The 25700-nt window shown below is 70.8% G+C and carries 19 protein-coding genes and 1 pseudogene; 5 read left to right on the top strand and 15 right to left on the bottom strand.

Features of this window, described 5'->3' with window-relative positions; genetic code table 11:
* Positions 1-12: 12 nt before the first annotated feature.
* Positions 13-2610: an amino acid adenylation domain-containing protein gene (locus OG734_RS00325; RefSeq protein WP_330285431.1), complete on the top strand. Its 2598-nt coding sequence runs from the start codon at positions 13-15 to the stop codon at positions 2608-2610.
* A 6-nt stretch (positions 2611-2616) separates the two neighbouring features.
* On the opposite strand, the gene OG734_RS00320 is transcribed toward OG734_RS00325, so the two are convergent.
* The 9 genes and pseudogenes from OG734_RS00320 to OG734_RS00280 form a co-directional block, all read right to left on the bottom strand.
* Complete coding sequence (locus tag OG734_RS00320; protein WP_330285430.1) at positions 2617-3285, bottom strand: response regulator transcription factor; 669 nt, start codon at positions 3283-3285, stop codon at positions 2617-2619.
* Positions 3282-4415, bottom strand: a complete 1134-nt coding sequence (locus tag OG734_RS00315; protein ID WP_330285429.1) for a sensor histidine kinase — start codon at positions 4413-4415, stop codon at positions 3282-3284. Before OG734_RS00315 ends, OG734_RS00320 begins: the two co-directional genes overlap by 4 nt.
* Positions 4416-4545: 130 nt before the next feature.
* Positions 4546-5034: a metal transporter gene (locus OG734_RS00310; protein WP_330285428.1), complete on the bottom strand. Its 489-nt coding sequence runs from the start codon at positions 5032-5034 to the stop codon at positions 4546-4548.
* A 186-nt stretch (positions 5035-5220) separates the two neighbouring features.
* On the bottom strand, positions 5221-6903 hold the full coding sequence (locus tag OG734_RS00305; RefSeq protein WP_330285427.1) for an acyl-CoA dehydrogenase: 1683 nt from the start codon (positions 6901-6903) through the stop codon (positions 5221-5223).
* Positions 6900-8675, bottom strand: coding sequence for an acyl-CoA dehydrogenase family protein (locus tag OG734_RS00300; RefSeq protein WP_330285426.1), 1776 nt, complete (start codon positions 8673-8675; stop codon positions 6900-6902). Before OG734_RS00300 ends, OG734_RS00305 begins: the two co-directional genes overlap by 4 nt.
* The gene (locus tag OG734_RS00295; RefSeq protein ID WP_330285425.1) at positions 8672-10447 is read right to left on the bottom strand and encodes a fatty acyl-AMP ligase; all 1776 of its coding nucleotides are present in this window, start codon (positions 10445-10447) and stop codon (positions 8672-8674) included. The genes OG734_RS00300 and OG734_RS00295 overlap by 4 nt, the downstream gene beginning before the upstream one ends.
* A 4-nt stretch (positions 10448-10451) precedes the next feature.
* The gene (locus tag OG734_RS00290; protein WP_330285424.1) at positions 10452-10667 is read right to left on the bottom strand and encodes an MbtH family protein; all 216 of its coding nucleotides are present in this window, start codon (positions 10665-10667) and stop codon (positions 10452-10454) included.
* 63 nt (positions 10668-10730) lie between these two features.
* Positions 10731-12071: a cation:proton antiporter gene (locus OG734_RS00285; RefSeq protein WP_330285423.1), complete on the bottom strand. Its 1341-nt coding sequence runs from the start codon at positions 12069-12071 to the stop codon at positions 10731-10733.
* Between the two features lie 530 nt (positions 12072-12601).
* Positions 12602-13405: pseudogene (locus OG734_RS00280) on the bottom strand (telomere-associated protein Tap); the annotation flags it as partial.
* A 255-nt stretch (positions 13406-13660) separates the two neighbouring features.
* On the opposite strand from OG734_RS00280, the gene OG734_RS00275 reads away from it, so the two are divergent.
* The 4 genes from OG734_RS00275 to OG734_RS00260 all read left to right on the top strand — a co-directional run bounded on the left by OG734_RS00275 (position 13661) and on the right by OG734_RS00260 (position 17093).
* Positions 13661-14455: an SDR family NAD(P)-dependent oxidoreductase gene (locus OG734_RS00275; protein WP_330285422.1), complete on the top strand. Its 795-nt coding sequence runs from the start codon at positions 13661-13663 to the stop codon at positions 14453-14455.
* Positions 14445-14969 (top strand): GNAT family N-acetyltransferase, encoded by a 525-nt coding sequence (locus OG734_RS00270; RefSeq protein WP_330285421.1) that lies wholly within the window; start codon positions 14445-14447, stop codon positions 14967-14969. Before OG734_RS00275 ends, OG734_RS00270 begins: the two co-directional genes overlap by 11 nt.
* Positions 14970-14972: 3 nt before the next feature.
* On the top strand, positions 14973-16721 hold the full coding sequence (locus tag OG734_RS00265; protein ID WP_330285420.1) for a carbamoyltransferase N-terminal domain-containing protein: 1749 nt from the start codon (positions 14973-14975) through the stop codon (positions 16719-16721).
* A 72-nt stretch (positions 16722-16793) separates the two neighbouring features.
* Positions 16794-17093: a hypothetical protein gene (locus OG734_RS00260; protein WP_330285419.1), complete on the top strand. Its 300-nt coding sequence runs from the start codon at positions 16794-16796 to the stop codon at positions 17091-17093.
* A 264-nt stretch (positions 17094-17357) separates the two neighbouring features.
* On the opposite strand, the gene OG734_RS00255 is transcribed toward OG734_RS00260, so the two are convergent.
* The 6 genes from OG734_RS00255 to OG734_RS00230 all read right to left on the bottom strand — a co-directional run bounded on the left by OG734_RS00255 (position 17358) and on the right by OG734_RS00230 (position 24811).
* Positions 17358-18416: a hypothetical protein gene (locus OG734_RS00255; protein ID WP_330285418.1), complete on the bottom strand. Its 1059-nt coding sequence runs from the start codon at positions 18414-18416 to the stop codon at positions 17358-17360.
* 246 nt (positions 18417-18662) lie between these two features.
* Entirely contained in the window at positions 18663-19289 is a 627-nt protein-coding gene (locus tag OG734_RS00250) for a hypothetical protein (protein ID WP_330285417.1), read from the bottom strand.
* 7 nt (positions 19290-19296) lie between these two features.
* Positions 19297-20280 (bottom strand): TniB family NTP-binding protein, encoded by a 984-nt coding sequence (locus tag OG734_RS00245; RefSeq protein WP_330293516.1) that lies wholly within the window; start codon positions 20278-20280, stop codon positions 19297-19299.
* Between the two features lie 104 nt (positions 20281-20384).
* Positions 20385-22517, bottom strand: coding sequence for a Mu transposase C-terminal domain-containing protein (locus tag OG734_RS00240; protein WP_330285416.1), 2133 nt, complete (start codon positions 22515-22517; stop codon positions 20385-20387).
* A complete protein-coding gene (locus tag OG734_RS00235; protein WP_330293515.1) occupies positions 22514-23290 on the bottom strand; it encodes a TnsA-like heteromeric transposase endonuclease subunit in 777 nt (258 codons plus the stop codon). The genes OG734_RS00240 and OG734_RS00235 overlap by 4 nt, the downstream gene beginning before the upstream one ends.
* Before the next feature lie 171 nt (positions 23291-23461).
* Positions 23462-24811 carry a DNA-binding protein gene (locus tag OG734_RS00230; RefSeq protein ID WP_330285415.1) on the bottom strand — a complete coding sequence of 450 codons (1350 nt, stop codon included), beginning with the start codon at positions 24809-24811 and terminating at the stop codon, positions 23462-23464.
* Positions 24812-25700 lie beyond the last annotated feature (889 nt).

Here is a 25700-nt window from a genome sequence, read left to right as displayed (position 1 = left end):
AGGGAGAGGGACGTGGTCACCTTCCAGTCAACCGAGGACGCCCGGCAGTGCCACGCACTGCGCGTGCGCCTCGGAGCCCCAGCCCGGGTGGAAGTGCCCTGGGTAGAACGGGTGCCGTTCGCGAGCGAGGATCCGGGCGCCGCGCGGCACCGTGAGCGCGAGCTGGCCCGGCCGGTCGACGCCGGCCGCGGCTCGCGCGCCGTGCTGATCGAATACACCGACGGCCAGGCCGACCTGGTCGTCGTGGCCCACCGGGCCGCGTTCGACCAGCGAGCGTTACGTCGGCTGGTGGCCGCGGTGCGGGACGGCGCGGGAGCCGCCCCGCCGGACGGAACACGGGACCCGCTGGCGGACTTCGACCACGCGCCCGCCTGGGGGCTGGGCGACAAGCGGCTCGGGGACGCGTCGGCCGGCCACCGGACAGCGCTGCCGGACGGCACGTCCGGTGAACCGGCAGGCTGGCTGGAGGCGCTCGACGTCGTGCTGACCCGGTACGAGCCGGAGCGAGAGACGGAGGTCGCGGCACTGGACACCGGCGAGCCGGCGGACCTCCTGCCGGCCGCTGCCGTGAGCGCCGGGCTGATCTTCGATCTGGGGGGCGAGGGGGAGTACGTGCCGTGCCTGGCGCCCGTCTTCCCGCTGACTCTCACCGTGGGCGAGGGCGCTCTGCGGTGCGACCACCGGCTCGGCTGTGTCAGCGAGCCGATCGCGGAACAGTTCGTGCGGCACCTGGTGGAGGCCCACCGGCAGCTCACCGGCCCGTCCGACCTCTTCGACGCGGCGGAACGTGAACGGATCCTGGAACTCGGGCGGCCGACGCGGCCCCTGCGGAGCTTGCCGCGACGGATTCCCGACGTGGTGGCCGAGCGTGTCGCCGAACGGCCTGATGCCGTCGCGCTCTCCGACGACGACGTCCAGGTGACGTACGGCGAACTCGACCGGTGGTCCAACCGGCTCGCGCACGGCCTGCGCGCGGCCGGGGTGGGCGACCGAGCCCTGGTCGGTGTTTACCTGGAGCGCTCGGCGGAGCTGGTGGCGGTCCTGCTCGCCGTGCTCAAGGCCGGGGCGGCCTATGTGCCGCTGGACCCGGCGTATCCGGCGGAACGTCTGGCGTACACGGTCGAGGACTCCGGCTTGAACGTCGTGATCACCGGGTCGGCCGAGTTCCCCGGTTCCCCTGGCCTGCGGACGCTCACGCCCGCACAGCTACTGGAGTTGGGCGGCGACCGCGCGGAAGGCCCGCCCGTGACCGGCACCGGCCCGGAGCAGGCGGCGTATGTGATCTACACCTCGGGATCCACCGGCAGGCCCAAGGGAGTGCTCGTCCCGCACGCCAACGTCGTCGCTCTGATGGACGCTACCCGCGACGACTTCGCGCTCGGCCCGGCCGACGTGTGGACGTTCTTCCACTCCGTCGCGTTCGACTTCTCGGTCTGGGAGATCTGGGGCTGTCTGATGACCGGCGGCCACCTCGTCGTCGTCCCGTACTGGGTGTCCCGGTCGCCGGAGCAGTTCCGCGACCTGGTCGCCGCCCGAGGGGTCTCCGTACTGAGCCAGACGCCGTCCGCCTTCGCCCAACTCGCGGAGGCCGACCGCACCGGGGCCGGGCGGCTCACGGTGCGGCTGGTGATCTTCGGGGGCGAGCCGCTGGACGCCCCGAGCCTGCTGCCGTGGCTGGACCGCCACCCCGAATCCCGCTGCCGGCTGGTGAACATGTTCGGGATCACCGAGACCACCGTGCACGTCACCGCCGAGACCGTTACACGACGGCTCGCCCTGGCCGGGTCCCGGTCCGTGGGCAGGGCGCTGCCCGGCTGGCGGGTGTACGTCCTGGACGCGGAGGGACGGCTCGCGCCTCCAGGGGTGGCCGGGGAGATCCACGTCGCCGGCGCCGGAGTGGCGCTGGGCTACCTGCGGCGCCCCGAGCTGACGGAGGAGCGGTTCCGGCCCGACCCCTTCGGCGGCGGGCGGATGTATCGGACCGGTGACCGGGGGCGGCTCCGCCCTGACGGCGCGTTGGAGCACCTGGGCCGGCTCGACAACCAGGTCAAGTTGCGGGGCTTCCGTATCGAACTGGACGAGATCCGTTCGGTGCTGGCCGAATGTCCCGGTGTGAGCGCCGCCGTCGTGATGCTGCGTCAGGTGGATCCAGGGGACGCGGCGACCGGCCGCCTCGACGCGTATGTGGTCCTCTCGGAGGGCTCCACGGCGGGCGTGCGGGAACGCATCGCCCGTGTCCTCCCCGACTACATGCTGCCCTCCACCATCACGGCCCTGCCCGCGCTCCCGGTGACGGCGAACGGGAAGGTCGACCCCGCCGCCCTGCCCGAGCCGACGGCGCCCTCTCAGAGCGGGGCCGTGGCCCCCACAGAGGCCGAGGGCACCGCGGAGGGCGAGGACGCCCTCTCCGGGGAGTTGCTGACGGTGTGGGAGCAACTGTTCGGATTCACCGTGGGCCTGTCCGACAGCTTCTGGGAGCTGGGAGGCAACTCGCTGCTCGCCGTACGAATGGCGTCGATGATGCGCGAACGGGGCCTTCCGTCACTGCACCCGCGTGTGCTCTACACCAACCCGACCGTGCGGGAACTGGCGACCGTGCTGAGCGAGTGACCGGCCCTACTCGTAGGTGCTCTCGACGATCCGGTTCTCCCAGGCCCAGACGGCGATCTCGGTGCGGTTTCGCATCCCGAGCTTGGTTTGGATGCCCGACAGATGGCTCTTGACCGTGCTGAGGGAGATGAACAGCTCGGCGGCGATCTCCTGGTTGGTGCGGCCGCGCGCGATGGCCTTCACGACCTCGAGCGCGCGTCCGGACAGTTGAGGCGGCTGCTTGGCGCGGCCGCGGGGCGCCGCCCCGGTCTCGTTCAAGTGGCTGAGCAGCCGTAAGGTGACCGACGGCGAGACCAGCGCCTCGCCGTTGTGGGCGGCGCGGACGGCTTCGACGAGCAGTGCGGGCCCGGCGTCCTTGAGGACGAACCCCGCCGCGCCGCCGCGCAGTGCCCCGTACACGTACTCGTCGAGGTCGAACGTGGTGACCACGATGACCCGTAGTGGATCGGTCACCCCCGGGCCGGCCAGCGCGCGGGTGACCTCGATGCCGTCAAGCTTGGGCATCCTGATGTCCACCAGGCACACGTCCGGCCGCAGCCGCCTGGCCATCGAGATCGCCTCCGCGCCGTCCGAGGCCTCCCCGACGACGGAGATGTCGGGCTGGTCCTCCAGGATCAGCCGCAGTCCGCGGCGGATCATCGCCTGGTCGTCGGCGAGCAGGACCTCGACGGTCATCCGGGCTCCCTGGTGGGGACGGGCAGGGTCGCCCTCACGGACCAGCCGGCGCCGGGCCGGGGACCGGCGCTCAGCGAGCCGCCGAGCGTTTCGACGCGTTCGCGCATACCGATCAAACCGTACCCCCCGCGGTGGTGGGGCCGGGCGGAGTTCGGCGGGGCGTCGTCGGCGACCTCGACGGTGACGGCCTCGGCGTCGCGGCCGACGGTGACGTCGATGGAGCGGGCGTGCCGCGCGTGCCGCAGGACGTTCGTCAGTGACTCCTGGACGATGCGGTACACGGTGCTGGTCACCTCTGGCGGCCACTCCGTGTCGTCGTCGGGCGTGTGCAGTCGTACCTTCGGGCCCTGACGGCTGAAGCGCTCGACCAGCGTGCTCAGCCCTTCCGACCCGGGCGAGGCGGGAGCCGCGTCGTCGGTGTCGCGCAACAGCCCGACGACACGGCGCATCGCGGCCATGGCCTCGAACCCGGACGTCTCGATCTCGACCAGCGAGTCCGACACGTTCCGCGGGTCCCGCTGCGCGACGATCTGGGCGGCCTGCGCCTGGATCAGCATCCCCGTGATGTGGTGGGCCACGATGTCGTGCAGTTCACGGGCGAGGTCCAGCCGTTCGACCCGGCGCACCTGTTGGGCGGTGGCCTTCGCCCGCTCGTCGAGCCTGCGCAGCGATAGCCCCACCCCGACGGCGGCCAGCCAGGACGCTGTGGCGATGGCCGAGACGGCCGTCGCCGGCCGCGCGGCGAACTGGGCGACGACCAGCAGCAACCCGGTGCCGGCGATGGCCCCGGCCCGCACCGTCGGCAGCACCCTGACCGCGGATCCGATGAGCACCGCCAGGCCCAGGGCCATGGAGGGGCCGAGACCAGCGGGCAGTTGGGTGCCGGGCAGCAACGGGACGAGCACCGCCAGCGCGGCGACGAACATGCCCGCGACCGCCGTCCAGGTCTGCCTCAGATGACGCATCAGGGCGAGCCCGCACACCACCACCGCGGCGGCGGCGCCGGGCACCCAGGACGAGGCCCCCCAGGTCTCCGCGAGGGCGACGGCTTGGATGGCGATCGCCGCGAGGAACGTGACGCCGAGCCCGACGGTAAGGACGACTTTGGCCCACGGGTTCGGAATGGTCACGTTGATCAGATTACCGAATCCCCGCCCGCGAGTCGCGCCGTTCGGCGCGGTCGCGGGCGGGGATTGGGGCGGCTCCGCGGTAGGGGCGGAGGGACGGCCGGCGCTCATCGCGTTCAGGTCTCCGGGCACGCTACGACCGCGGCGGGCCGGCCCAGGACCCCTGGGGTGCCTCGGTCAACGCCCGGTGGTCGAGCGCGCGCAGCACTGGCCCCAACACCAGGGCGGCGATCATCCCCATCGTGGCCAGGCTCGTCACGCCGCTCAACCCGTCGACCCAGGGAACCGCGGTCACCACGAGGCCGCCCAGGGCGATCACGGCGCCCTGGGCGGCCGGCAGCGTCCTGATCGCGGAGCCGACGAGCACCGACAGAGCGAGCGCCGTGATGGGCGCGGGCTCCTCCGGCAGATCGTCACCGACCTTCAGGGACACCGCGATGGCGCCGGCCGTCACGACCAGGCCCGCGAGCGCGGTCAGCAACTTGTGCCGCTCGCGCACCAGCGCGATGCCGCCCATGACGATCGAGACGGCGGAGCCGAACACCCAGGAGGTGCCGCCCCAACTGGTCATGAACATGAACGCCGTGAAGACGATGCCCAGGGCGAACACGACGCCTAACACGATGTTGCCAATCTTTCCGCCCGGCCTTGTCGGCCGCTCCCCTGTATCCATGCAGCTCAGGCTAGAGAGCCGGGGCACGTCGCGTACCGGCCGAAAGTACGGTAGAGCCTGGACGGAGCCGTGCTTTGGGCCGGTTCTCGTTCTCCGGCCCTCCGCGCGCTCGCCGGCGCCGTCCGTGACTCCCTGTCACCGCGGGATGCTCCGCGCGGACAGGTCGAGGAGACGGCCGTCGAGGCAGCGCGCGACGGCGAGGTCGAACAGCCGCCGCTCCATGTCCTCGCGTTCGGCCGAGGTGAGCACCGGCGGGCCGCCCATCCGCCCGGTCAGCCGGTCCAGGGCACCCAGCAGTGCGGCTTCGGGATAGCGGGTGCCGCACTCCTGCCACACGGCCAGCACGGAAGCGGCGGCGAGGACCGCCGTGTACCGGTCGGCGAGCGCGAACGCCGCGGGCGAGGCATCGATCGTGAGGTCCGCCGGACCGAGCGCCGCGCACCCGTCCCGCAACTTCCGCAGCTCGTCCCGGCACCGCGCGGCGAACCGGCGAACCGGATCGGAGTCGCCCGCCGGCACGCCGTCCGCGAGCTCGGTGAGGGCGCCGATGACACCGTCGTGACGGGGCATGCCCGTGCTCAGTCGCTCCAGGGACAGCGCGGGCAGGTCACCGGCCGGGTCGAACAGCGACGGCGTGGCGGAGGGGTCGGCCAGCCAGGACCTGCGGGCCAGCCGGGGGAGCTGTGGAAGCAGCGTCACCAGGGCGGCGCTGAGCGACACATGGGCGAAAGTGGCGGGAGCGACGTCCCGGGCCAGCTTCTGGAACATCGCGTACGGGCCCTGCCGCAGATAGGACCTCGCGCCCAGGACGGCCCGCAGATCCTCGAACGCGTCGAGCAGGATCCGCGCGGTCAGGTACTTCGCCGCAGGGGCGTAGACCGCCATCGACTCCGGCTCCAGGTGCAGCGCCCGCAGGATCACCGCCGAGAACGCGTCCATGGCCAGCAGATCCGCGTAGGCGCGGGCGATGACCGCGCGCACGTACGGCAGATCGGCGACCGCGCCGCCGTAGACACGGCGGTCCAGGGAGCACCGGACCGCGAGGCGCAGCGCGGTGTCCAGCGGGCCGACGATCACCGCCGGACCCACCGAGCGGGTGATCTGGTACGAGCGCAGCGCCACCTCGATGCCCTGGCCGGGGGAGCCGATCAGTGCGTCGCCCGGGACGGGGCAGTCGGTGAACTCCACGCCGCCGAGCTGGACGCCGCGCATACCGGAGCTGTGGAAGCGTGACAGGTCCCGCAGCGCCCCGGCGGGCAGATCGTCCCGCGTGAGGAGGAACTGGCTGTGGCTGCGGCTTCCCGCGCCCGGACCGGTCCGGGCGAACAGCACCATGGCCTCCGCCCGCCGCACGTTCGTCACGATCTCCTTGCGGCCGGACAGCCGCCAGCCGGTGCCGTCCGGGTGGGCGGCGCACTCGGCGTGCGCGAAGTCGTTGCCGTGCGCCAGCTCGTGGAACGCGGCGGCGATCCGGCCGTTCGCCAGGAGGAGGCCCGCCGCCCGGCGCCGTTGTTCCTCGTCGCCGGTGGTCCAGATGTTGACGGAGGCGATGAGGGAACTGAAGCCGTACCCGAGACCGAGGCTCGGGTCCCGCCGCCACACTGTCCGCAGCACCTCGGCGAGCCGGTCGGCGCGCTCCAGACGGCCGCCGTACGCCACCGGGACGAACTCGGCGTTCAGACGGTACTCGTCCAGCGCCCGCTCGCCCTCGGCGAGCATGTCCTGGCGTTCGTCGGCGGCCAGGACGGCCGTGTGGCCCACCGGGTTCCGGTCGTCCCAGGCGTCGCCGAGCAGCGCGTCCAGTTCCGCGGCGCTCATGAACGGCCCTCCCCGGACCGGGACATCGGTGCGCCGAAGGGGGTCATGGGAGCCCCGGTCCGCGCCGCCCGCGCCACGTGCTGTGCGAGCAGGTCGTTGATCCGGTCGTCTCCCGGGGCCGCGACCGGGGCCGGGCTCCGCAGCGCCACGGCGAGCCTGGCCCGTAGGGCGCGCAGCGCCGCCCTGACCCACAGGCCGTCCTCCCACAACGGCTCGCCGTCGTGCCGGTGCCGTCCAGCCGACCACGCGTGCAGGCAGGCCGCGGCCGCGTAGCAGAGCTCGTAGGCGGCGGCGATCTCGTAGGCGGCCATGGGCGGGTGGGCGGCCGGGGTCACGGCCGCCATCAGCGCATGGACCTCGGCGGCGGCGGCTTCGAGGGCGACGGCGTGCGCTGCGAGCCCGGCCGGAGCCGTCGGGGAGGCGAGGGACCTGGACAGCGCGGGGATGGACTGCACCACCGAACAGCCCCGCCGGGACAGCAGGGTGAGAGAGCCGCGATCCAGCGGCCTCGGCGGATCGCCCGCCGACGCCGCCTCGGCCAGTCCCTCCTCGTCGACGCTGCCCGCGGTGTACTCCCGTACCAGGCGCGGGAACTGCTGAACGAGCGCGGCGCGATTCACCGGGGTGCTGCCGTCGAACACGGACACGATCTGGTGGTCGCGCCAGATCTTCTGGAACGAGCCGTGCGCGTACACGCCGGTGAGGAAGGACCGTACTCCGAGCAGTTCGGCCAGCTCGCCCATCATCGCGTCGGTCAGTTCCGGGGCGACCGACTTGACCACCGCGGAGACCACGCTCATCTCACCCGTGAGGGAGTGGAGAGAGCGGCTGCCGACCAGCGCCGACGCCTCGGCGGCGGCCATCAGCGCCGCGCACCTGCCGAGGAGCGCCCGCGGGTGGGAGCGGTCCAGCAGCGGGCGCCGCTGGACGATCCGCTCGGCGGCGAACGCCGCGGCGATCCGCAGCGCGTGCTCACCGGCACCGAGGGACAGCGCGGCGCACATGGTCCGGGTGAGCTGCAACGCGTGCAGCACGGTCTCCAGTCCGGTGCCCTCGCGGCCGAGCAGCGCGTCGGCGTGCAGCGCCGCTCCCTCGAACGCGATGCCGGAGATGTCGATGCCGCGGATGCCGTGCGTGGATTCCTTGGGCAGCACACGCCAGGTGCCGGGAGCGAGCGCCGTCTTGTCCACGAGGAAGAGGCTCTGACCGCGCCCGGTGCCGGCCGCGCCGGTGCGGGCCAGGACGGTCAGGTATCGGGCCCGGGTGGCGTTGTTGATGGGCCACTTCACGCCGTCCAGCCGGTAACCGCCGTCGTGCGCGGTCGCGGTCACCGTCCCGTTGAGCAGGTCGGCGCCGTGATCCGGTTCGGACAGCGCCCAGGCCACCTGTTCGCCCGCCAGGATCGCGGCCGCCGTGGTGGAGGCCTGTTCGGCGTCGCCGGCGCACCAGACCGGCGCGGCACCGAGATAGGTCTTGCCGTGGGCGATGGTGGCGCTCAGGTCGCGACGGGCCACCGTACGCCACAGCCGCAGCAGCAGTTCGTGGTCGGTGCCGACACCGCCCCACTCGGCCGGCACGTAGTAGGCGGGCAGGCCGAACGCGTCGAGCCGTTCGACGAGCGGCGCGGGGAACTCCTCGGCGGCGTCCAGCTCGGCGACCAGACGGCCGATCCCGCCCCCGCCCGGGCCGGCGCCGGACGGGACGGCATCCGCCAAGGCCGCGTCGAGCGCGACCTCCATCTCGACGCCCGTGCCGGCGCTGACGGACGTCACCGCTCCGGCCCCGTCGGTGCCGCACGCAGCGCGGGCTCCAACTCGGCGTGCAGCACCTTCATGTCGCCCGCGAGGAAGCGTTCACGCATCGCGGTGCGTTTGATCTTGCCGCTGGTGGTGCGGCGTACGGTGCCGCGTCGTACCAGCACGATGTTGCGCATGGGGAGCCCGAACGACCGGCTGAGCCGGCGGGTGACCGCGGTGGCGACCTCCGACAGCTCGGCCTTCGGGGTCCTGGGGTGCACCTCGTGGACGAGCACGACGCGCTCGTCCGGCGAGCCGATCACGAACGCGGCCCCGATCTGGCCGCCGAGCGCCTCGTGCGCGGCACGGGCCTCGACCTCCACGTCCTGCGGGAAGATGTTGCGGCCATGGACGATCAGCAGTTCCTTGAGACGGCCGGTGACGAACAGCTCGCCGTCGACGAGCGCGCCCAGATCACCGGTGCGCAGCCAGCCCGGCCCCTCGTCGGCGTCCGCCACACGGGCGTCGAAGACGCGGGCGCTCAGCTCCGGCTTGCCCCAGTAACCACGGCCGATGCTCTCCCCGCGCAGCCAGATCTCGCCGACCCTGCCTTCCGACAGCGGGCCGCGCGTCCGCGGGTCGACGATCCGGAGGTCGAAGGCGTGTGGCCGGCCCAGACCGGTCACCTGCCGGCCCGCGCCGTCGGACACCGGTCGCAACTCCGGCCGCTCACCCGCTTCCAGCCGCAGGGGGTCCACGGTGAGCACGGTCGGCCGGGCGTCTTCCGGTACGCAGGTCACGTACGCCGTGGATTCCGCGAGGCCGTAGCCGGGGGAGTGGGCGAGGGAGCCGAGCCCGATCCGGGCGAACCGTTCGACGAACGCCTCCACGGTCGGTGCGTGGATCGGCTCGGCGCCGTTGCACGCGTAGCGGAGGGCCGACAGATCCAGTTCCTCCGTCATCTCGTCGGTGATGAGACGCGTGCAGAGGTCGTACGCGAAATTGGGAGCGCAGGTGTACGTGATCCGGAAGCGGTCCAGCATGCGAAACCACTCCACCGGACGTCTGATGAACAGGGTCGGCTGCATCAGCGTGAGAGGCGCCCCGCACAGCAGCGCCGCCGTGAGCTGAGTGAACAGGCCCATGTCGTGGTGGAGCGGCAGCCAGCTGCCGAACCGGTCCTGCGGACCGAGGCCCAGGTACGTGCACACCGCCTCGACGTTGGCCAGGACCGCACCGTGGGTGAGGATCACGCCTTTCGGTGACCCGGTGGACCCGGAGCTGTACTGGAGGATCGCGTCCGCGCCGCGGTCGACGACCCGGCCGGCCGCCTGCCGTACGGCGGTCTGTCCGGTGCCGACCGGCCGTACGGCCTCGACCCTGAGCCGTTCCAGCCCGTGACCGCGCAGGTGCGCGGTCACCTCCGCCTGTGCGGCTTCCGTGGTGACGGTCAGGCCGGGCGAGCAGTCCGCCGCGATCGCGGCGATCCGTTCGCCGGCGCTCGCCGAGCCACCCGGCATCGGCGAGGGCACGGCGACCAGCCCGGCGGACAGGCAGGCGAGGTAGACCTCCGCGAAATCGGTGCCCGTCGGCAGGGCGATGAGCACCCGTTCGCCGAGGGCCAGCCTTCGGCTCAGATCCTCCGCGCGCACCTGGGAGCGGCGGGCCAGTTCCCCGTAGGTGATGCTCTCGGGTTCCACTCCGGTGGAGCCGTGGTAGAGGGTCAGTGCGGTCCGTTCGGGATGAGCGGCGACGCGCGCGGCGAAGGCCTCGCCCAGGTTCCGGTATCCGGTGAGGTCGACTGTCATGGTGTCAGCGCTGGTTTTCCATCGCCTCTATGAGGCTCTTCGGGCGCATATCGGTCCAGTTCTTCTCGATGTAGTCGAGGCATTCCTGGCGCCCGGCCTCTCCGAATACTGTTCCCCATCCGTCGGGGACATCGGCGAATACAGGCCAGAGTGAGTGCTGACCCTCGTCATTGACCAGAACGAGATAGTTGGCGTCGGGGTCCTCAAAGGGATTCGGCACAGCGTTGCCCTCTCTCGATGAAGGAAAAGGAATGGTGTGCGGGGGCGGTACGACTGCGCTTCACTATGCCTCCGCGGTTCGCTGACCATCAATACCGAGGGCCCGTTCCCGCAGGTCCTCCTCCGCGGTCTGCTCGACCTTGGACATCGTGGCGCGCAGGATGGGCGGGGCCATCAGCGAGGTGACGATCGCGACCAGGATGATGATCGTGTACATCTCGGTGCCGAGTACTCCGAGCCGCAGCCCGACCATCGCGACGATGACCTCGATGACGCCGCGGGCATTCATCCCGGCGCCCAGGGCCAAGCCTTCCCAGCGGCCGAGCCCACTGAGCCGTGCCCCGAGATAAGCCCCGGCGAACTTGCCGACGATAGCGATGGTGAGCACCCCCAGGCCGGTGAGCAGAACGGGCGGATCGGCGAGCATGGTGAGGTCCATGCGGAGCCCGACCGTGGCGAAGAAAAGGGGAGCCAGGACGGCCGCCACGAAGGTCTGCAGCGGGGCGAGCGCAGGTGGTTCCAGCGCGCCGCAGGCGCGGATCACGACACCGGCGACGAACGCGCCGAACACCGCTTCCAGACCCATGGCGTGGGTGGCCGCCGACGCCAGCACCGCCAGGACGACCACGACGGTCACGGTCGCCCCGTTGCCGGGCGCCCGGGCCGCCGCACGCAGACCGGCCGCGACGGCGGGCCGCAGCAGCATCGCGCAGATCAGCACGACGATCAGCCAGCCCACCGAGAAGGCCAGGTCGCCTGCGCGGACCCCGGTGGTCGCCATGGCCGAGACCATCGAGAGCAGCAGCCATCCGACGATGTCGTCGACCATGACGGCGCACAGGGTGAGCTGGCCGATGTTGCGGTGCAGCAGCCGCAGGTCCATCAGGGCCTTGGCGATGACCGGGAGGGCACTGACCCCCATGGCGATGCCCAGGAACAGCGCGAACGCGGGGCGTTCGCCCGGCACGAGAGCGGTGGGCAGCAGGAATCCGAGGGCCACGCCCAGCGCGAGCGGGATGGCGATCCCGGCGAGACTGATACGGAGAGCCGTCGACCCGCGTCGGCGAACCAGGGACAGGTCCATGTGGGCGCCGGTGATCGTGACGAGCAGCAACACCCCGATCTGGCCCGTCGCGTCGAGCAGATGGAACTGCTCGGGATCCCGCGGCAGCAGCCAGTTGCTGAAGCCGGGCGCCACCTGCTCCAGGACCGAAGGGCCCAGCAGCACGCCGGCGCACAGCTCGCCGACGATGGTGGGCAGGCCGAATCTCGCCGCCAGCCTGCCGAGCAGAAACGCGAGCAGGAGCAACGATCCGAGCTGGAGGAGGAAGACGAGTAACTGGTGGGCGGCGATGGTGGACACCGGTTGCACGGCCAGCATCAACGAGCCTCTCTGGGAGCACATCTGAGCTATGTACTGGCGAGTGAAGACCTGTTGTGGACGGCGAATGGCGCGTACCGCAGCACGGTTTACGCGGCTGCTTTCAGGGCTCGTCGGCGATTCGACTTCGCGACCGCGCACTCTACGGGGGGGCGACCGTGCCATTGACGGCCCCTTCCCGGTCGGGACCATTCCGCGGAAGAGAAATTCCGGCGCCATGCGCGGCGTTCCGTGCCGCGGTGAAATCGTCCGGTGTCAGTGTGGCTGTCAGGGTGTCCAACCGCACCCGAATCCTCACTTGGACGAACGCGCGGGTGGCCGCCCCGTACAGAAATGACGAGGGGACGGCCCTGTACTTCTCAGCGCCCCGTACATGCCCGCCTGCCCCGCCGACGTCGGAGACGCCCTCGCCGGACGAGCAGATCGCCTGGAGCACACACTTGGACCGGATCGCATGACACCGCACAACGAACCCGTACCTACCGCCCGGCGCTCGCCGGAGAGACCCGGATCTGCCCGGCGGCCGGGCCGCCGCGCGACTCGCCGGCCTGGTGGGCCGGGTCGGTGACGTGGACCGGCGGCTTGGAGAGACTGACGGCGGCGCCGTTCGCGGCCGCGCCGAACGCCAGGTTCACGTCGATGCCGACCAGGTAGCGCATCATGCCTCGGTGTCGGTCAGGTCCCGTGCCCAGTCGTAGGCCTCCTCGAACAGCTTCTCCTCGGGGCCGCGCACGTGGAACCGGGGCAGGTCGGCCAGGACGGGGTGTCCGTCAGTCGCCTCGCACGGCGCCGGGTCCATCGGCTGCGCGCCCAGCGAGCCGGGCCGGTGCTCGGAGTGCCGCCTGCCGGTCGCGTCCGGCTCGCTCGCCCGGGTCGGCGGGTTGAGTGCGGCCATCAGCTCCAGGCCGGTGACGGCGGTGGAGCCGACCGGCGCCATCACCCGGGCCGCGTACACGCCCAGCACCCGGGCGAGTTCGGCTGGTTCGAGCTGGGCGGCGTGGCTCCAGGCGAGGTCATCAAGGGCGTGTGCCACGACGGGATGCACAGCTGCACGCACTGGCGCCGACTGCCCTGCGCGGGGCGGTAGATCCGCGCTCACGGCCCGAACCCGCGCTTGGTGAGCTGCCAATTCGCGCGGGTTAGCTGCTTGATGACCTTGTGCCCGTCCGTGATCCGCCCGGCGAGCCCCTCATCATCCGACAGCGCCGCCGGAAGGCCGTAGCGTTCGCACGCGGTCTTGGTGAGCACCAGCAGCGGGTCGTCCTGCAGCCGTGCAGCTTCTCCGTCCCGAGCCGGGCCTCCTGGAGCGTCCACTCGACCAGGGCGGGCAGGGACTTGGCGGGTACGTCCAGGGTCAGCGTTGCACGTCATACTGTTGAGCCGTATCGGCCCGTGATTCACTGACCCACGAAATTACAGGTAGAGGTCAGGTCGACCTGGGGCCTTGCCGACGAGTTGCTCTACGCAAGCAGGAGCGGCTCTTTTCGGCCAGCGTGCACGGAGACGCCAATGCCGCTGAACAGGTGTCCAAATCCCGCCCTCGACCGGGGTGCGGGATGACCGCGTGAAGTCTTCATGGTGATACAGCGTGACGGGGCCGAGGGGATGTGCGCATGACACAGGACGAACGTGGCGTAGCTGTGATATCGGGTGCATCATCGGGATTCGGCGAGAGAATTGCGCAGGTATTGGCCCAGCAGGGTTACTCCGTAGTGGCTCTGGCCCGTAGGGTGGACCGCCTGAAAGCCCTGGCGGAACAGGACGCCACAGGGGCCATTCTGCCGGTGGTCGCCGATGTCCGGGACCGGGAGGGCCTGGCGCGGGCCTTCGATGAACTGCCCCCCGATTTCCGTGACATCTCGGTGCTCATCAACAACGCCGGCCTGTCCCGGGGGTTCGGCCCGCTGCAGTCGGGCAGCGACGCGTCCTGGCGCGAAATGATCGACACGAACATCTCCGGTCTGCTGAACGTCAGTGGACTGCTGCTTCCGCGCCTCGTGTCCCGCGGATCCGGCCACGTGGTGAACATCGGCTCGATCGCGGCGAGTTACCCCTACATGGGGGGCAACGTCTATGCCGCCACCAAGGCCTTCGTGCACCAACTCTCCCTGAATATGCGTGTGGACCTCCAGGGCACGGGGGTCAGGGTGAGTTGTGTGGCGCCCGGGATGGCGAAGACCGAGTTCGCGAAGGTGCGTTACGACGGGGACGTGGAGCGCGCCGATGCGCTGTACGAGGGCCTTGAGCCGCTGACCGCCGACGACGTGGCGCAGACCGTGGCCTGGTGTCTGACACGGCCGGCCCGCGTCAACATCAACATGATCGAACTGATGCCGTCCGAGCAGCACTTCGGACTCGGATTCGCCGGGAGCCCGCCTGCCTCGCCCGGAGGTGCGGATGGCGCGTGAGCCCGTGCAGGCCGCCTCCCGGTACGTGAACGCGCTGGACGGTCTCGTCGCGAGACCCGCGCGCCCCGAGGACGTGGAGGAGATCTCCTTACTCTCCGCCCCCTTCGTCGACGACGGATTGTTGATTGCCCGCCCTCTTGTGGAACTGGCCGAAAAGATGCATGAATTCGTGGTCGCCCGGCAAGAGGGCCGACTGGTCGGCTGCATGGGGATGGCCCCGACCGACACCCCGACCGACAAGAGTCTGGTGGTCTACAACCTCTGCATCGCGCCCGATTGGCAGGGCAGGGGAATCGGCCGTCATTTGGTCGGCGTTGCCGTGAATATCGGCAGGCGCGAGGGGTATCAATCTTTGCTGGCCCTTACCCGATACGGCGGCGAATGGTTCAGGAAGCTGGGGTTCTCGAACGTCCCGGTGAGCGAGGCCCGCGACGAGTGGCGCACTCTCTTCCGACCCGACCGAAGATCGAGCCTATATCGGTTGATACTTACCTCCGAGCAGTCCAGAGACTGAAGCATGTCCGCGTACACGCTCATGCTGACCAAGGGAGTGACACGGTTGATAATCTGCGGGTTGAAACTCACGCATGATGGCGCCGTTGCCCTGATCGAGGACGACCGCCTGGTTTTCAGCGTGGAGATGGAGAAGCTGGGAAACGGCCTGCGCTACAGCACCGTTGCCGATTTCAGCTTGATCCCCGGGATTCTGGCCGACTTCGGCTACAAGCCGAAGGACGTGGACGAGTGGGTCATCGACGGCTGGGACGGCGACGTGTCCGGAACGGTGGCCCTGCTGGACCGGGGGAGCCCGACGGAGGTCGTGGTCGGCCCGTACCGCGAGTCGCGGGCCTGCCCGGCGCTCGACGCGCCCAGCGTCTCGGGCACGTACCCGATGGACGGCGAGACCTATGCGTACACCAGCTACCCGCACGCGGCGGGACACGTGGCGAGTGCCTACGTCTCCAGCCCCTTCGCCCAGCGAGATGAGGGCTCCTTCGTCCTCGTCTGGGACGGCGGGCTCTTTCCCCGTCTGTACTGGACGGACCCACGGGGCGGCGTGGAGAACCTGGGAGAGCTCTTTCCTCTCATCGGGCACGCGTACGCCATCGCGGGACACCACTTCGGGCCCTTCCGCAAAGCCGTCCAGTCGCCCACGGTCGACGACCTCTCGGTGGCCGGCAAACTCATGGCCTACATAGCGCTGGGCAAGGCGGACGAGGGTGTACTGAGCATTCTGCGCGAAGAGTTCCACCGCGTCTTCGAGAGCGAGGAACCGGCCGCCGTCGAGTACCGCGCGACCGTCGGCGGGTACGGCAGCCTCTTCGAGCAGTCCGTGCCTCCGGTGCACGAGTTCTACTCAGCGGTTCGTGCCAGGGCGGAGGAGAACGGGGCCAGCGACGAGGACGTGCTGGCCAGCGTGCACGCCTTCCTCGAAGACCTCCTCGTCGAACGGATCTCCGTCAAGGTGCGCGCCGCCAAGGGCGACGGCCCGTGGAACCTCTGCTTCGCCGGCGGCTGCGCGCTGAACATCAAGTGGAACAGTGCGCTGCGCGAGGCGCCGGACTTCCGCGATGTGTGGGTGCCTCCGTTCCCCAACGACGCGGGTTCGGCCATCGGCGCCGCCGCGCTGGGCAGGGCGCAGCACACCGGTCTGGGGCCGCTTTCCTGGAACCCCCGGCTGGGCCCGGCGCTGACGGCGTCACCCGAGGTGCCCGCGGGCTGGTCGACCCGGAACTGCACTCCGGAGGAACTCGCCCGGATCCTCCACGAGTCCGGGGAGCCCGTGGTGGTCCTGCACGGCCGCGCCGAACTCGGCCCCCGCGCCCTCGGCGGCCGCAGTATTCTGGCGGCCCCGGTCAAGGCGTCTATGAAGGACGAGCTGAACCGCGTCAAGGACCGCGAGCCCTACCGGCCCGTCGCCCCCATCTGCCTGGAGGCCGAGGCCCCGACGATCTTCTCTCCCGGCACCCGGGACCCGCACATGCTCTTCGACCACAAGGTACGGGCGGACTGGTTGGAACGCATCCCCGCGGTCGTCCACCTCGACGGGACCGCACGGCTCCAGACGGTCGGCCCGGGCGACGACGACCTGCTCTTCACCGTGCTGACCGCCTACCATCGGCTCAGCGGCGTCCCGGTGCTCTGCAACACCAGTGCCAACCTCAACGGGCACGGTTTCTTCCCCGACGTGGCCTCCGCGGCGCGCTGGGGCCGGGTCTCCCGGATCTGGAGCGACGGGACGCTGTACCGGCGGACCGACGGCTGAGTCGATCCGTGACGCAGAAGGCACGATCCGATTCGGGACTGTAAAACGTTCGGCCCTGTCTCGCATTCGGTGGTGACGGAGCGTCGTGATAGGTCGGCGTGGACGGCGAAAGAGCGCGAGGCCTACGCCAACGACCTCGACGATCCCCGCGCGCTGATCGCCGTCTCCGCAGCGTCCAACCGCTCCAAGTCCGACCAGGACCCCGCGACCTGGATGCCGTCTTTCGAGGGCTATCACTGCCGGTACGCCGGCGGCTGGGTGGCTGACAACACGCGCTACCAGCTGTCCGTCGCCCCCGACGAGAAGGCCGCGCTCTCGCAGATCCTGAGCAACTGCCCGGATAGCCCGATCGAGATCACGCTCGTTCGCTGAGGGGCCGTAGGCTGCCGAACCGCCTCTGGCGCAGGGACAGTACCTTCCTGTCGCCGCCTTTGTGGCCTCCTCTTTTGTGGAAGGGACGCAGCCACCGGTGTCACGCCCTGACGGGCAGGCCCGGATGCACACGAGATCCACTGTCCGGGGCGTTTCCTCGGGCACTGTCCACGAGACAGACGGGCCGGCCTCGTCCATGGAGCGGTCAGAACCAAGCAGTTGAAAATGCCGGACCGAGCAGCGGGACAGGCCTTCCTGCAGCCTTCACTCTCCGCCCACATGGCCGGCGCAGCGGTGCGCGCCTGGCTCACAGAACAGGCCGTATCCCATCTTGTTGATCGTGATGTCGATGGCCATGTACGGCTCACGGCTGATCGTGATGGATGATCCCGCCGGGGTGTTGGGGAGTGCTTCGACTACTGTGCCGACCGCTTCGTCACCAGTGCGGCCCTCGTGAAGGACCCCGGAGGCCCTGCCTCCCATTTCGCTGCCCTTGTCACACGGAGGAGCGTGCTCGGAGCACTGCACCATGGTCAGGTAGCGGTAGTCGAATGAGCCGTCGTCCTTGATGGTGATGCTGGCGCCGGACCAGCTCCAGGTCCCGACGAACCGTGCCAGTGGCCGGGGCGTTGCTGTGGGGGAGGGGCTGCGGGGGCCGGGGGCGAGGTCGCCTATCCAGATGCGGGCATTGGCCGGGTCGGAGGTTTCCCAGGCCCGGCGGGAACCGAGAACCACGACCTTCTTCTTCCACACGGTGAGTGTGGCCAGTGATCTCAACGTGTCGAATCCGTTGGTCCGGGTCGGTTGTTTGGCCCACTTCTTCCCGTCGGCGGAGAACCAGAGGGCGCCCACCGCGGAGTTGTCGGCCGCACGGGCCGACCCGATGGCGACGAAGCCGCTGCCCGCGGGTGCGACGGCGAGCATTTCCTGGTTCTTGCGGGGGACGACGCCGACGTCCGGCAGACGCCCCACGTCGAGCGGCGCGCCGGTGTGCCACCCGGAGTTGCCCTCTCTATACCAGGTGTGGGGCTCGGTAGTGTGCTCGACGGAGTCGTCGGCCAAGCCACCGGTCAGCACCATGGTGTCGCCGTTACGCGCCAGATGGTCGAACTCGTTGCCGTTGTCCGGCAAAGGCTCCTTCTTCCACCTGCGTCCATCACGCGAGGCGAAGAGCTGGTCCGCAGGCCGGAAGTCACCAGTAGTGCAGTTCGTCAGCAGATGGAAGGCGTCATCGGCGACGAGGACCTCCGCCGTCGCCTCACTGCCCTCGTGGCCACCGCAGGGTGTCTCGAACAGTTTGGTCGAGTGCCCCGACTTCTCCACCAGCCACAGTCGCAGACTCGCTTGCTGCTCGTCGGGTTGTGATTCCGGGGTTCATAGTCGGTGTGGCAAGGTCGGCTTGAGCTGGGGTGTTGGGGGTTTCCTGAGAAGCGTCAGGGCGCGTTCTGGGTACTGGGCGGGGTGGTGACGGGGCTTCTGGTCTGGGGTTATTCGTGGTTGGTTGATAACGGTGGCGTGGTGTTGGTGATGGTCCTCGGTGTCTAAAGGTCTGGTGCGTGTTTGCGCTGGTCAGCGGCTTGGTGCCGGGTTGGCGCCGGTCCAGTACAGGGCGGTGTCGATGTCGCGTGCGGTCCAGCCGTCGGCTCGTGTTGCGCCGTGGTGGAGGAGGTCGTCGAGGAGTTGGAGGTAGCGGCCGTAGCGTCCCGGTGTGGGGGTGAGGGGGAGGCCGAGAGTGTCGAGGGCGTGTTGGACGCGGCTGTCGTAGACGGCCATCCGCTGTGGTGCTGCTGCGGTGAGGATGGCTGAGGCGAGGGCGTCGCCGGTGCGGAAGCCGGGCAGTTCCCAGATGATGCCGCGCCCTGTGCGGGCGGCCTCGCCGCGCGGGAGAGTGGTGTCGCGGACGGCGGTGACGGCCCGCTCGGTGACCGCTCGCACGTGGATATTGGGCAGGGACATCAGTTCTGTCACCCACCGGGTCTGTGCGGAGAGCCGTTTCCAGACCACCAGGGCTGCGATGTCCGTCTTGCCGAGGCTGCCTGCGTGCTCGGTTCGCTGTACGACGTCGTGGAAGACCTCGTCGTAGTGCGGTGAGACGGCGGCCAGGTAGCCGGTTCGGGCGGGGATCAGGGCGTCCCACACCCGGCCGCAGAGGGCAGCGAACTCCTCGCCGGCCGGTGTGTCCGTGGTCTTCTTCATGTCCGCATCATGCCGTTGTGGGTGATTGGCGGGTGCGGGGGCGTCTGGCTTCTTCGGCGAGGTGGTCGAGCTGGATGGCGTCGAGTGTTTTCTTGGTGATGCGTTCGGTGCCGTCGCAGATGGCGGTGATGGCGGCTTGGCGGATGAGGCGGGCGAGGCTGCCGATGCGGCCGGCGGTGCGCTGGTGGAGGTAGGAGGCGTGGCGGGGGAGTGTGCCGGGTGGGTGCTGGTTCAGGTCGAGGGCGTTCTCCATGTCGGTGATGAGGTCGGTGAAGGGCCGGGTCTGGCCGTGGCGGGCGGGGAGGGGGCCGCAGGTGATGAGGCTGGCGCGGCCAGCGAGTTGGGCGCCGCGGACTCCGGCGAACAGCGGGGTTGAGGCGACGTCGATGCCGGTGTAGACGAAGGTCGCTCTGATGCGTTCGGTGAGGTCTTTCAGCAGGTCGGCGGCTTCCGCGCCGGTGGTCGTGCGCGGGTTGAGGCGGTGGATCTCGTCGATGAGGACCAGGCGGACGCCGGCGGTGGTGTAGGTGTGGCAGACGGCGCTGGTGATCTGGGCCTGGGTCATGCGGGCGGTGACGGGGATGCCGAGGTAGCGGGCGAATTCGGTGGCGAGGGTCTTGGCGGTGGCGCCGGGCGGCACCAACAGGTAGGCGACCGGTATTTGTTGGTGGGTGCGTCCGGGTGGTGCGGGGTGTTTGCGGGTGTGGGCGAGGTGGCAGGTACGGCCGACTTCGAGAAGGGCGGTCGTTTTCCCGGCTGCGGCGGGGCCGGTAACGATCAGTGAGGGCCGGGCGGTGGTCTGCTGGTGGCGGCCGAGCAGCATCAGGGTGCGGACCTGGGTGGCGAGGGTGCTGATGGCGGGGGTGCGGACGGTGACGAACGCGGAGTGGTAGGCGAGGCGTTCTTCCGTGCTGCGAGGGGCGTCGCCGGGCTGGGGCGGGGTGCGGGGCGGCGTGGTGGCGAAGTCCTCCCAGCCCTGCCAGGTGGTGATCGGCCACTCCGGTTCGTTGGCAGGGGCGTCCGGCCACGGGCCGTCGGCGCGTGTGCGGGCAGGCTTGCTTGCCGGGCTGTCGGTGGTGATGTGCGGGCGGGTGGTCACCAGTTGAGGGCTTCCTGGGCGGGGTCGTAGAGACCGAGGCCGGTGTAGGGGGCGGGGTCGGGGGCGTCGGCGGTGTCGTCGCCGGGTTCGTCCGCGCCGTCGGTCTGCTCTGCGTTGTCGGGGAGGTCGTCGAGGCTGTCGTCGTCCCAGCCGTCGGCCTGCTGCGGGTCCGGAGGGCGGGTGGCGGCCGTGGGCGGGGGTGTTTTCAGCGGTGCGGTGCGGGTGAGGAGGTGTTGCTCGCCGGGGGTGGCGGTGCGGGTGTGGGCGCGGCGCATGAGCTGGTCGAGGGTGTCGGCGAGGTCGGCCTCGTGGGTGTCGCGGTCGCCGTGGCGGGCGGTGACGGTTTTGATGTGCTGCCAGGTGGCGCTGTTGAACGGCTGGTGGATGTGGTCGCGGTGGATCCACGGGATCTCTGTCAGGTGTCCGTCGGGCAGGCGGATCCATACCTGGCGGGCGTCGTGGGGGTTGGTGTGGACTTCCCATTTGCCGCCGCGCGCGGTGACCGGGGAGGGCTGGCCGCGGTAGGGGGCGAGGACATCGTGGTCGTAGGTGCGGTGGTCGACGCGGATGCCGCGTTCGGTGATGGCCTGCCAGCGCACCGGCAGCAGTTCGAGGTAATCGCTGCCGCTCAGCGGGAGGGGTACGTGGCCGGCGACGGCGATGAGCGCGGCCCACATCTGGTTCGGGGTGAGGGCCTTCTTGGGCAGGGTGGGGTGGCGCAGGCCTTCGTGGGGGCGGTGGTGGTAGTGGATCAGCCATTCGTCCAGCAGGTCCTGGAGCTGGGCGACGCTGAAGCAGGCCTCGGTTTCGGCGTCCGGTCCGCGGCGGGTGACGTTGGAGCCGGTGTAGCCGGGCAGGTGCTGGCACAGGAGTGCGTTGATGGTGCCGAAGGTGCGCTCGACGATGCCTTTGGCGGCGGGGGCGTGGGGCGGGGTGGGCTGGACGCTGATGCCGAGGGTCTCGCAGGCGGCGCTGAACGCCGTGGACAGGTAGATCTTGCCCCGGTCCACGACGATCGTCTCGGGCACTATCACCGGCCGGGCGGCTGCGCCCTGAAGGCGTTCATCCAGGCCCATCAGCCGCTGTAGCTGGGGGAGTTGGGTGTGGGCGAGGCGCAGGGCGTCGGGCCAGGCGGGGCGGGCGGGGTGGGGGACGGCCATCTCGGCGAGCAGCAGGGCGGCGTCGACGGCCTTGGTGCCGCCGGGGCGCAGGACGGCGGCGAGGATGGCGCGGGTGGCGACGTCGACGGCGATCGTGAGTTCGGGCCGGCCGGTGGTGCCGTCGTCGAAGACGGCCAGGACGTCCAGCCGGGTGGTGTCGACCTGCACCTGCTCGCCCGGCCGCAGCGCCACGGTCGGGGTGAACGCCCGTCCGCCGGTGGGGGAGGGAAGGGTACGGGCGGGGCGGTGGGGGTGTTCGGCGGGATTGGCGAGTTGGTGGACGAGCCGGTAGAAGGTGGCCTGGGAGGGGGCGGGCACGGTGCCGCGGCCGTACCGGTCGGTAAGGATCTGCGTGACCAGGGGCATCAGGCCCTTGACGGTGCCCTTGGAACGGTCGCGCTGGCGGCGCAGCGCTTCCTCGACGGCAGCGATGACGCGTTCGTCGGTGCGCCCGGTAGGCACGGGCCGACGGGTGGTGCGGTGGTCGACCAGCCCCCACAGTCCCTGCTTGCGGTAGGCCAGGCGCATGCGCTGCACCGTGGTCCGGGAGACAGGTCCGAAACCGATCGCGGTCAGCTCCGCCGCCTTGGCCTCCTCGCGCTGCGCGAGCGTGAATCGGTCGGGGTCGTACTCGGCCCGGGGCACCCCGCCGCTGTCCGCCATCCCGCCGGGCAGGCCGGTCTCCACCTCGCGGATGTGCCGCTGCCAGGCCAGCGCCTTGCGCCGCGCGTCCTCGGGCGCGGTTTCGAACAGACCCCACTGCGTCACGGCCTGGGGCATCTGGGCGCCCACGATGGTGAAGGACGGGTCGGCGAACAGGTGCCCGGCCACGACCGTCTCGTCTTCGCCCGTCTCACCGGCGAGGTAGACCTGCTGGCCCGCCACAGCGATGACCTGCCAGGTGCTCTCGCGGAAGCGGACGTGCGCTCCGACCTGCAGCACCGGCCGTCCGCCACGCCGCACGCTCACCGTCCATCCCCGCTGCCCGGGCCGCCGCGGCCGTTCGCATCGTCGGCGCCGGTGCTGACGAGGACCCGCTCGTTCAGCGGTACGTCCAGGGGCGTAGTGAGGTGTTCGTGCCACAGGGCGTGGAAGACGGCGGGCAGGACTTCGATCGGGTCGCCCACCGCTTCGGCGCCCTCGATCAGCGGCCGCGGCTGGGCGAATGCCTCGCGTACGGCGGCCGCGAGAGGGGGACGGCCGGCGTTGCGGGGGTGGCGGTAGCCGGCCAGCCATTTCAGGTTCGCCGAAAGCGTCATCTCCAGCGGCTCGAGGCGCCGGTAGCTCCAGCCGGCCTGCACGCACGCCGCCTCCAGGACCGTCGCAGCCCGCTGCGCCCGCTCACCGCCGGCCTCCGGGTGGCTGGGGCAGTCGGCCAGCAGGGCGGTGCCGTCGCGCTGGCGGGCGAAGAGCTGCGGCACCCACGAGCGGACCTGGCCGCGCGCGTCCCGCCACAGCAGACGGACCGGCCGCCCGGCCAGGCCGACCACATCGGGGTCGCGGTCCAGCATCATCAGCTGCGCCCGCATCGCGGCCGACCCGCACGCCACATGCCGGCCGGTCGTGGCCGACCACCACTGACCGGGCCCCCACCGCCGCCCCGGCACCACCGGGAACGCCGACACCGGCTCCAGCTCCTCGAAGGCCACCGCGAGAACCGCGTCCGCCCACCGCTGCTGCACCACCTGCCCGAGGGGGTCGACGAAGACCGCCTCCCACTCGGATCCGGTATCCGTCTGCATGCGCTGTGAGCGGCCACCCGCTGCGGCCGTTGCGTCCTTGCTGCCCACGCGCCCAGTCAAGCCCGTCCTGCCGGTGCGGCGGGCGGCTTCACAGATTTTGATCACGAGTGCTGGGCGATGAGGTACGCCCTGCGGATCACGGTCCGTACACGCTTCCCTGCCTCCTGACGCTTACTCACCGTTCCCTTCCTGGCCTCCCGTTGCGGTGGGCCGGGAGTGCTTCGGCCAGGACATCGGCCGGCAGGCGGGCCCAGCGTGCAAGATCCTCCAGGGCCATCCCGGCCGCGAGGGCTGCAACTGCTGCGCGGCGTCGGCGGTCTTGCCGTACTGGACACCGCGCAACTGGGTCAGCTGCTCTTCGGCGTCGTTGACCAGGCTGGTGATCAGTGCCCGTTGCTCGGCCGGCACCACAGAGCGCCACGTGGTGCCCGAGCCGGGCGCGCTGCGTTCCTTGGACAGGACGCGCAACTGTCCGGCCATGGTGGCGGGCTGGTGCTCCTGCCGCAGCCACCAGGGGTCGTTGCCGTAGCCGGGCGGCCCTCCCGCGCCGCGGCGGATACGGATGACGGCGCCCATCCACGAGGTCAGCGGGCCGCCGTAGTCGGTGGCGGCCAGCGGCCCCAGCCACCCCCGCCCGACCCGCTCGCCCAGTCGGCGGCAGAACGCCCCGTCGGCGGGCAGCGGCCGCGGCCGCCCGGCCCCGCTGTCCCTCCACACCAGCTGCGCCATGGCCGGGTCCAGCAGTGCGTCGGCGACGGCCACCACCTCGGGGAAGACGACCGCGTCCCGGCCCACGATCCGCCACCGCTCCAGTTCCGTCCCGGCGTTGCCGCCCGCGACCTGGTGCAGCCGCCGCGGCCAGATGGTCTCCCGCTCCCAGGTGAGGGCCTGCTCCCACCACAGGGCTACCACCGCATAAGCCAGAGCGAACACCCTCTCCGGCTCTACTCCAGCCCGTGCTGCCCGCCGCGCCACACCCGTCCACCGCCGCTGCGCCGCGGCCACCTCCGGCAGGCCGCGTACGTCCAAGTGCTCCAGGGGCTGGTCGGCGTCCGCGTCCAGGAGCCACCGTCCGTGCCGGACGCACACCCGCTCCCAGCGCGGCACGTACCGCACCACCCGCACGGCCGTCCCCGTACGCCGGGCCGCGCACAGGCGGCAGCCGAAGGCGACCGGTCCGGCGACCGCGCCCCCGGTCCGCCACGCCGCCGCCGGCACCCCGTTCTTTCCGGCCGACAGCTTGGCGTCCTCCTGTCCCCAGGACGGCAACGCCCGCGCCAGGACGTCTTCCCCGACGCGGCACAGGCCTGCCAGGAGCTGCCGTCCGGGCGCGTTCAGCAGCACCTCGGCGTCGGCCCGCGCGCCCCCGCCGTCGTACGTGGGCGGGTAGTTGCGCCACTGCCAGCACGACCGCAACACCTTCGCTTCCATCCCGTAGCGGCTCGCGATGCGGCAGATCAGCGACGAGGTTGTCTCCCCCTGCAGGGGAGCTGTCCGCAGGAGGCCGGGATGTTGGGTCACTCCACCACGGTCTCGTGTTCGCCGATCCGGGCGGGCGTTTTCGCAGCAGCCGTCCGGTCCTCGGCCCGTCGTCTCATTACTTCCCCAGGCCGTGGGCCTCCCTCTCGGCTCGGACGTCGTTCAATGCCTCTCAATATTGGCCACCTGGCTCCACCCGCTTGAAGAGCGGCGCGTGACGTTTCGAACCCCGATTGCGTGGGTGGCGGTAGCCGGCAAGCCACTGCAGATTCGCCACCACCGCTGGAGGCGGCTCAAGCCGCCTGTGCGTCCAGCCCACGCGCGCGCATGCCGCCTCCAGGACCACCCGCGCCCGCTGCGGCCTGCCTTCACCGGCGCCAGCTGCTCGAACCTGACTGCGACGGCGGCCTCAGCCCAGCGGCGCTGCACCGGCGTGCCGTCCACCCCGGCGAACTCGGCCTCCACCGCGCCCGGTTCCGGCACCCGGCAGGCGCGGCCCGCGACGGCGGGCAAGCTGGCCTGCCCGCCGTCCTGGCTGCTGTCGATGATCACAAACTCCACATAACGTCATACCTGTCCTGCCGTGCAGGCGAACCGGTAGGTAACCCCAACTGGGTTTATCCATAAGTCCGTTGGGGCGCACGCGGGTCAGGATGCCACCCGGATGTACCGGTGTCAGTGCGAACTCCTGCACTTTCCGGCTGCAGCGCCGCCTCTGCTTCGGCACCGGTGACGCGCGCCAGCAGACGCCCGCGCTAGCCCGGCAATCGCAGGGTGTCCCGTTCCGGGACTGTCACTCAAATGGGTGATCGGAACGGCGCTGCCCGGAATAGTGCGACAGGCTGTCTGTCTGATCTTCGGTACTTCTGGCTACCTCCACTCCTAACATGGCATCAGGTTCAGGGGGCGAGTCTTGGGGAGGGACCGCGCG

Source organism: Streptomyces sp. NBC_00576, assembly GCF_036345175.1.
Classification (GTDB): domain Bacteria; phylum Actinomycetota; class Actinomycetes; order Streptomycetales; family Streptomycetaceae; genus Streptomyces.
This window is presented reverse-complemented; position numbering and strand designations above follow the sequence as displayed.

Excerpts from the sequence above, each read along its gene's own strand:
- OG734_RS00320 (WP_330285430.1), bottom strand. The coding sequence starts at position 3,285 with ATGACCGTCGAGGTCCTGCTCGCCGACGACCAGGCGATGATCCGCCGC.
- OG734_RS00305 (WP_330285427.1), bottom strand. The coding sequence starts at position 6,903 with ATGAGCGCCGCGGAACTGGACGCGCTGCTCGGCGACGCCTGGGACGAC.
- OG734_RS00295 (WP_330285425.1), bottom strand. The coding sequence starts at position 10,447 with ATGACAGTCGACCTCACCGGATACCGGAACCTGGGCGAGGCCTTCGCC.
- OG734_RS00285 (WP_330285423.1), bottom strand. The coding sequence starts at position 12,071 with ATGTGCTCCCAGAGAGGCTCGTTGATGCTGGCCGTGCAACCGGTGTCC.
- OG734_RS00275 (WP_330285422.1), top strand. The coding sequence starts at position 13,661 with ATGACACAGGACGAACGTGGCGTAGCTGTGATATCGGGTGCATCATCG.
- OG734_RS00270 (WP_330285421.1), top strand. The coding sequence starts at position 14,445 with ATGGCGCGTGAGCCCGTGCAGGCCGCCTCCCGGTACGTGAACGCGCTG.
- OG734_RS00265 (WP_330285420.1), top strand. The coding sequence starts at position 14,973 with ATGTCCGCGTACACGCTCATGCTGACCAAGGGAGTGACACGGTTGATA.
- OG734_RS00250 (WP_330285417.1), bottom strand. The coding sequence starts at position 19,289 with ATGAAGAAGACCACGGACACACCGGCCGGCGAGGAGTTCGCTGCCCTC.
- OG734_RS00235 (WP_330293515.1), bottom strand. The coding sequence starts at position 23,290 with ATGCAGACGGATACCGGATCCGAGTGGGAGGCGGTCTTCGTCGACCCC.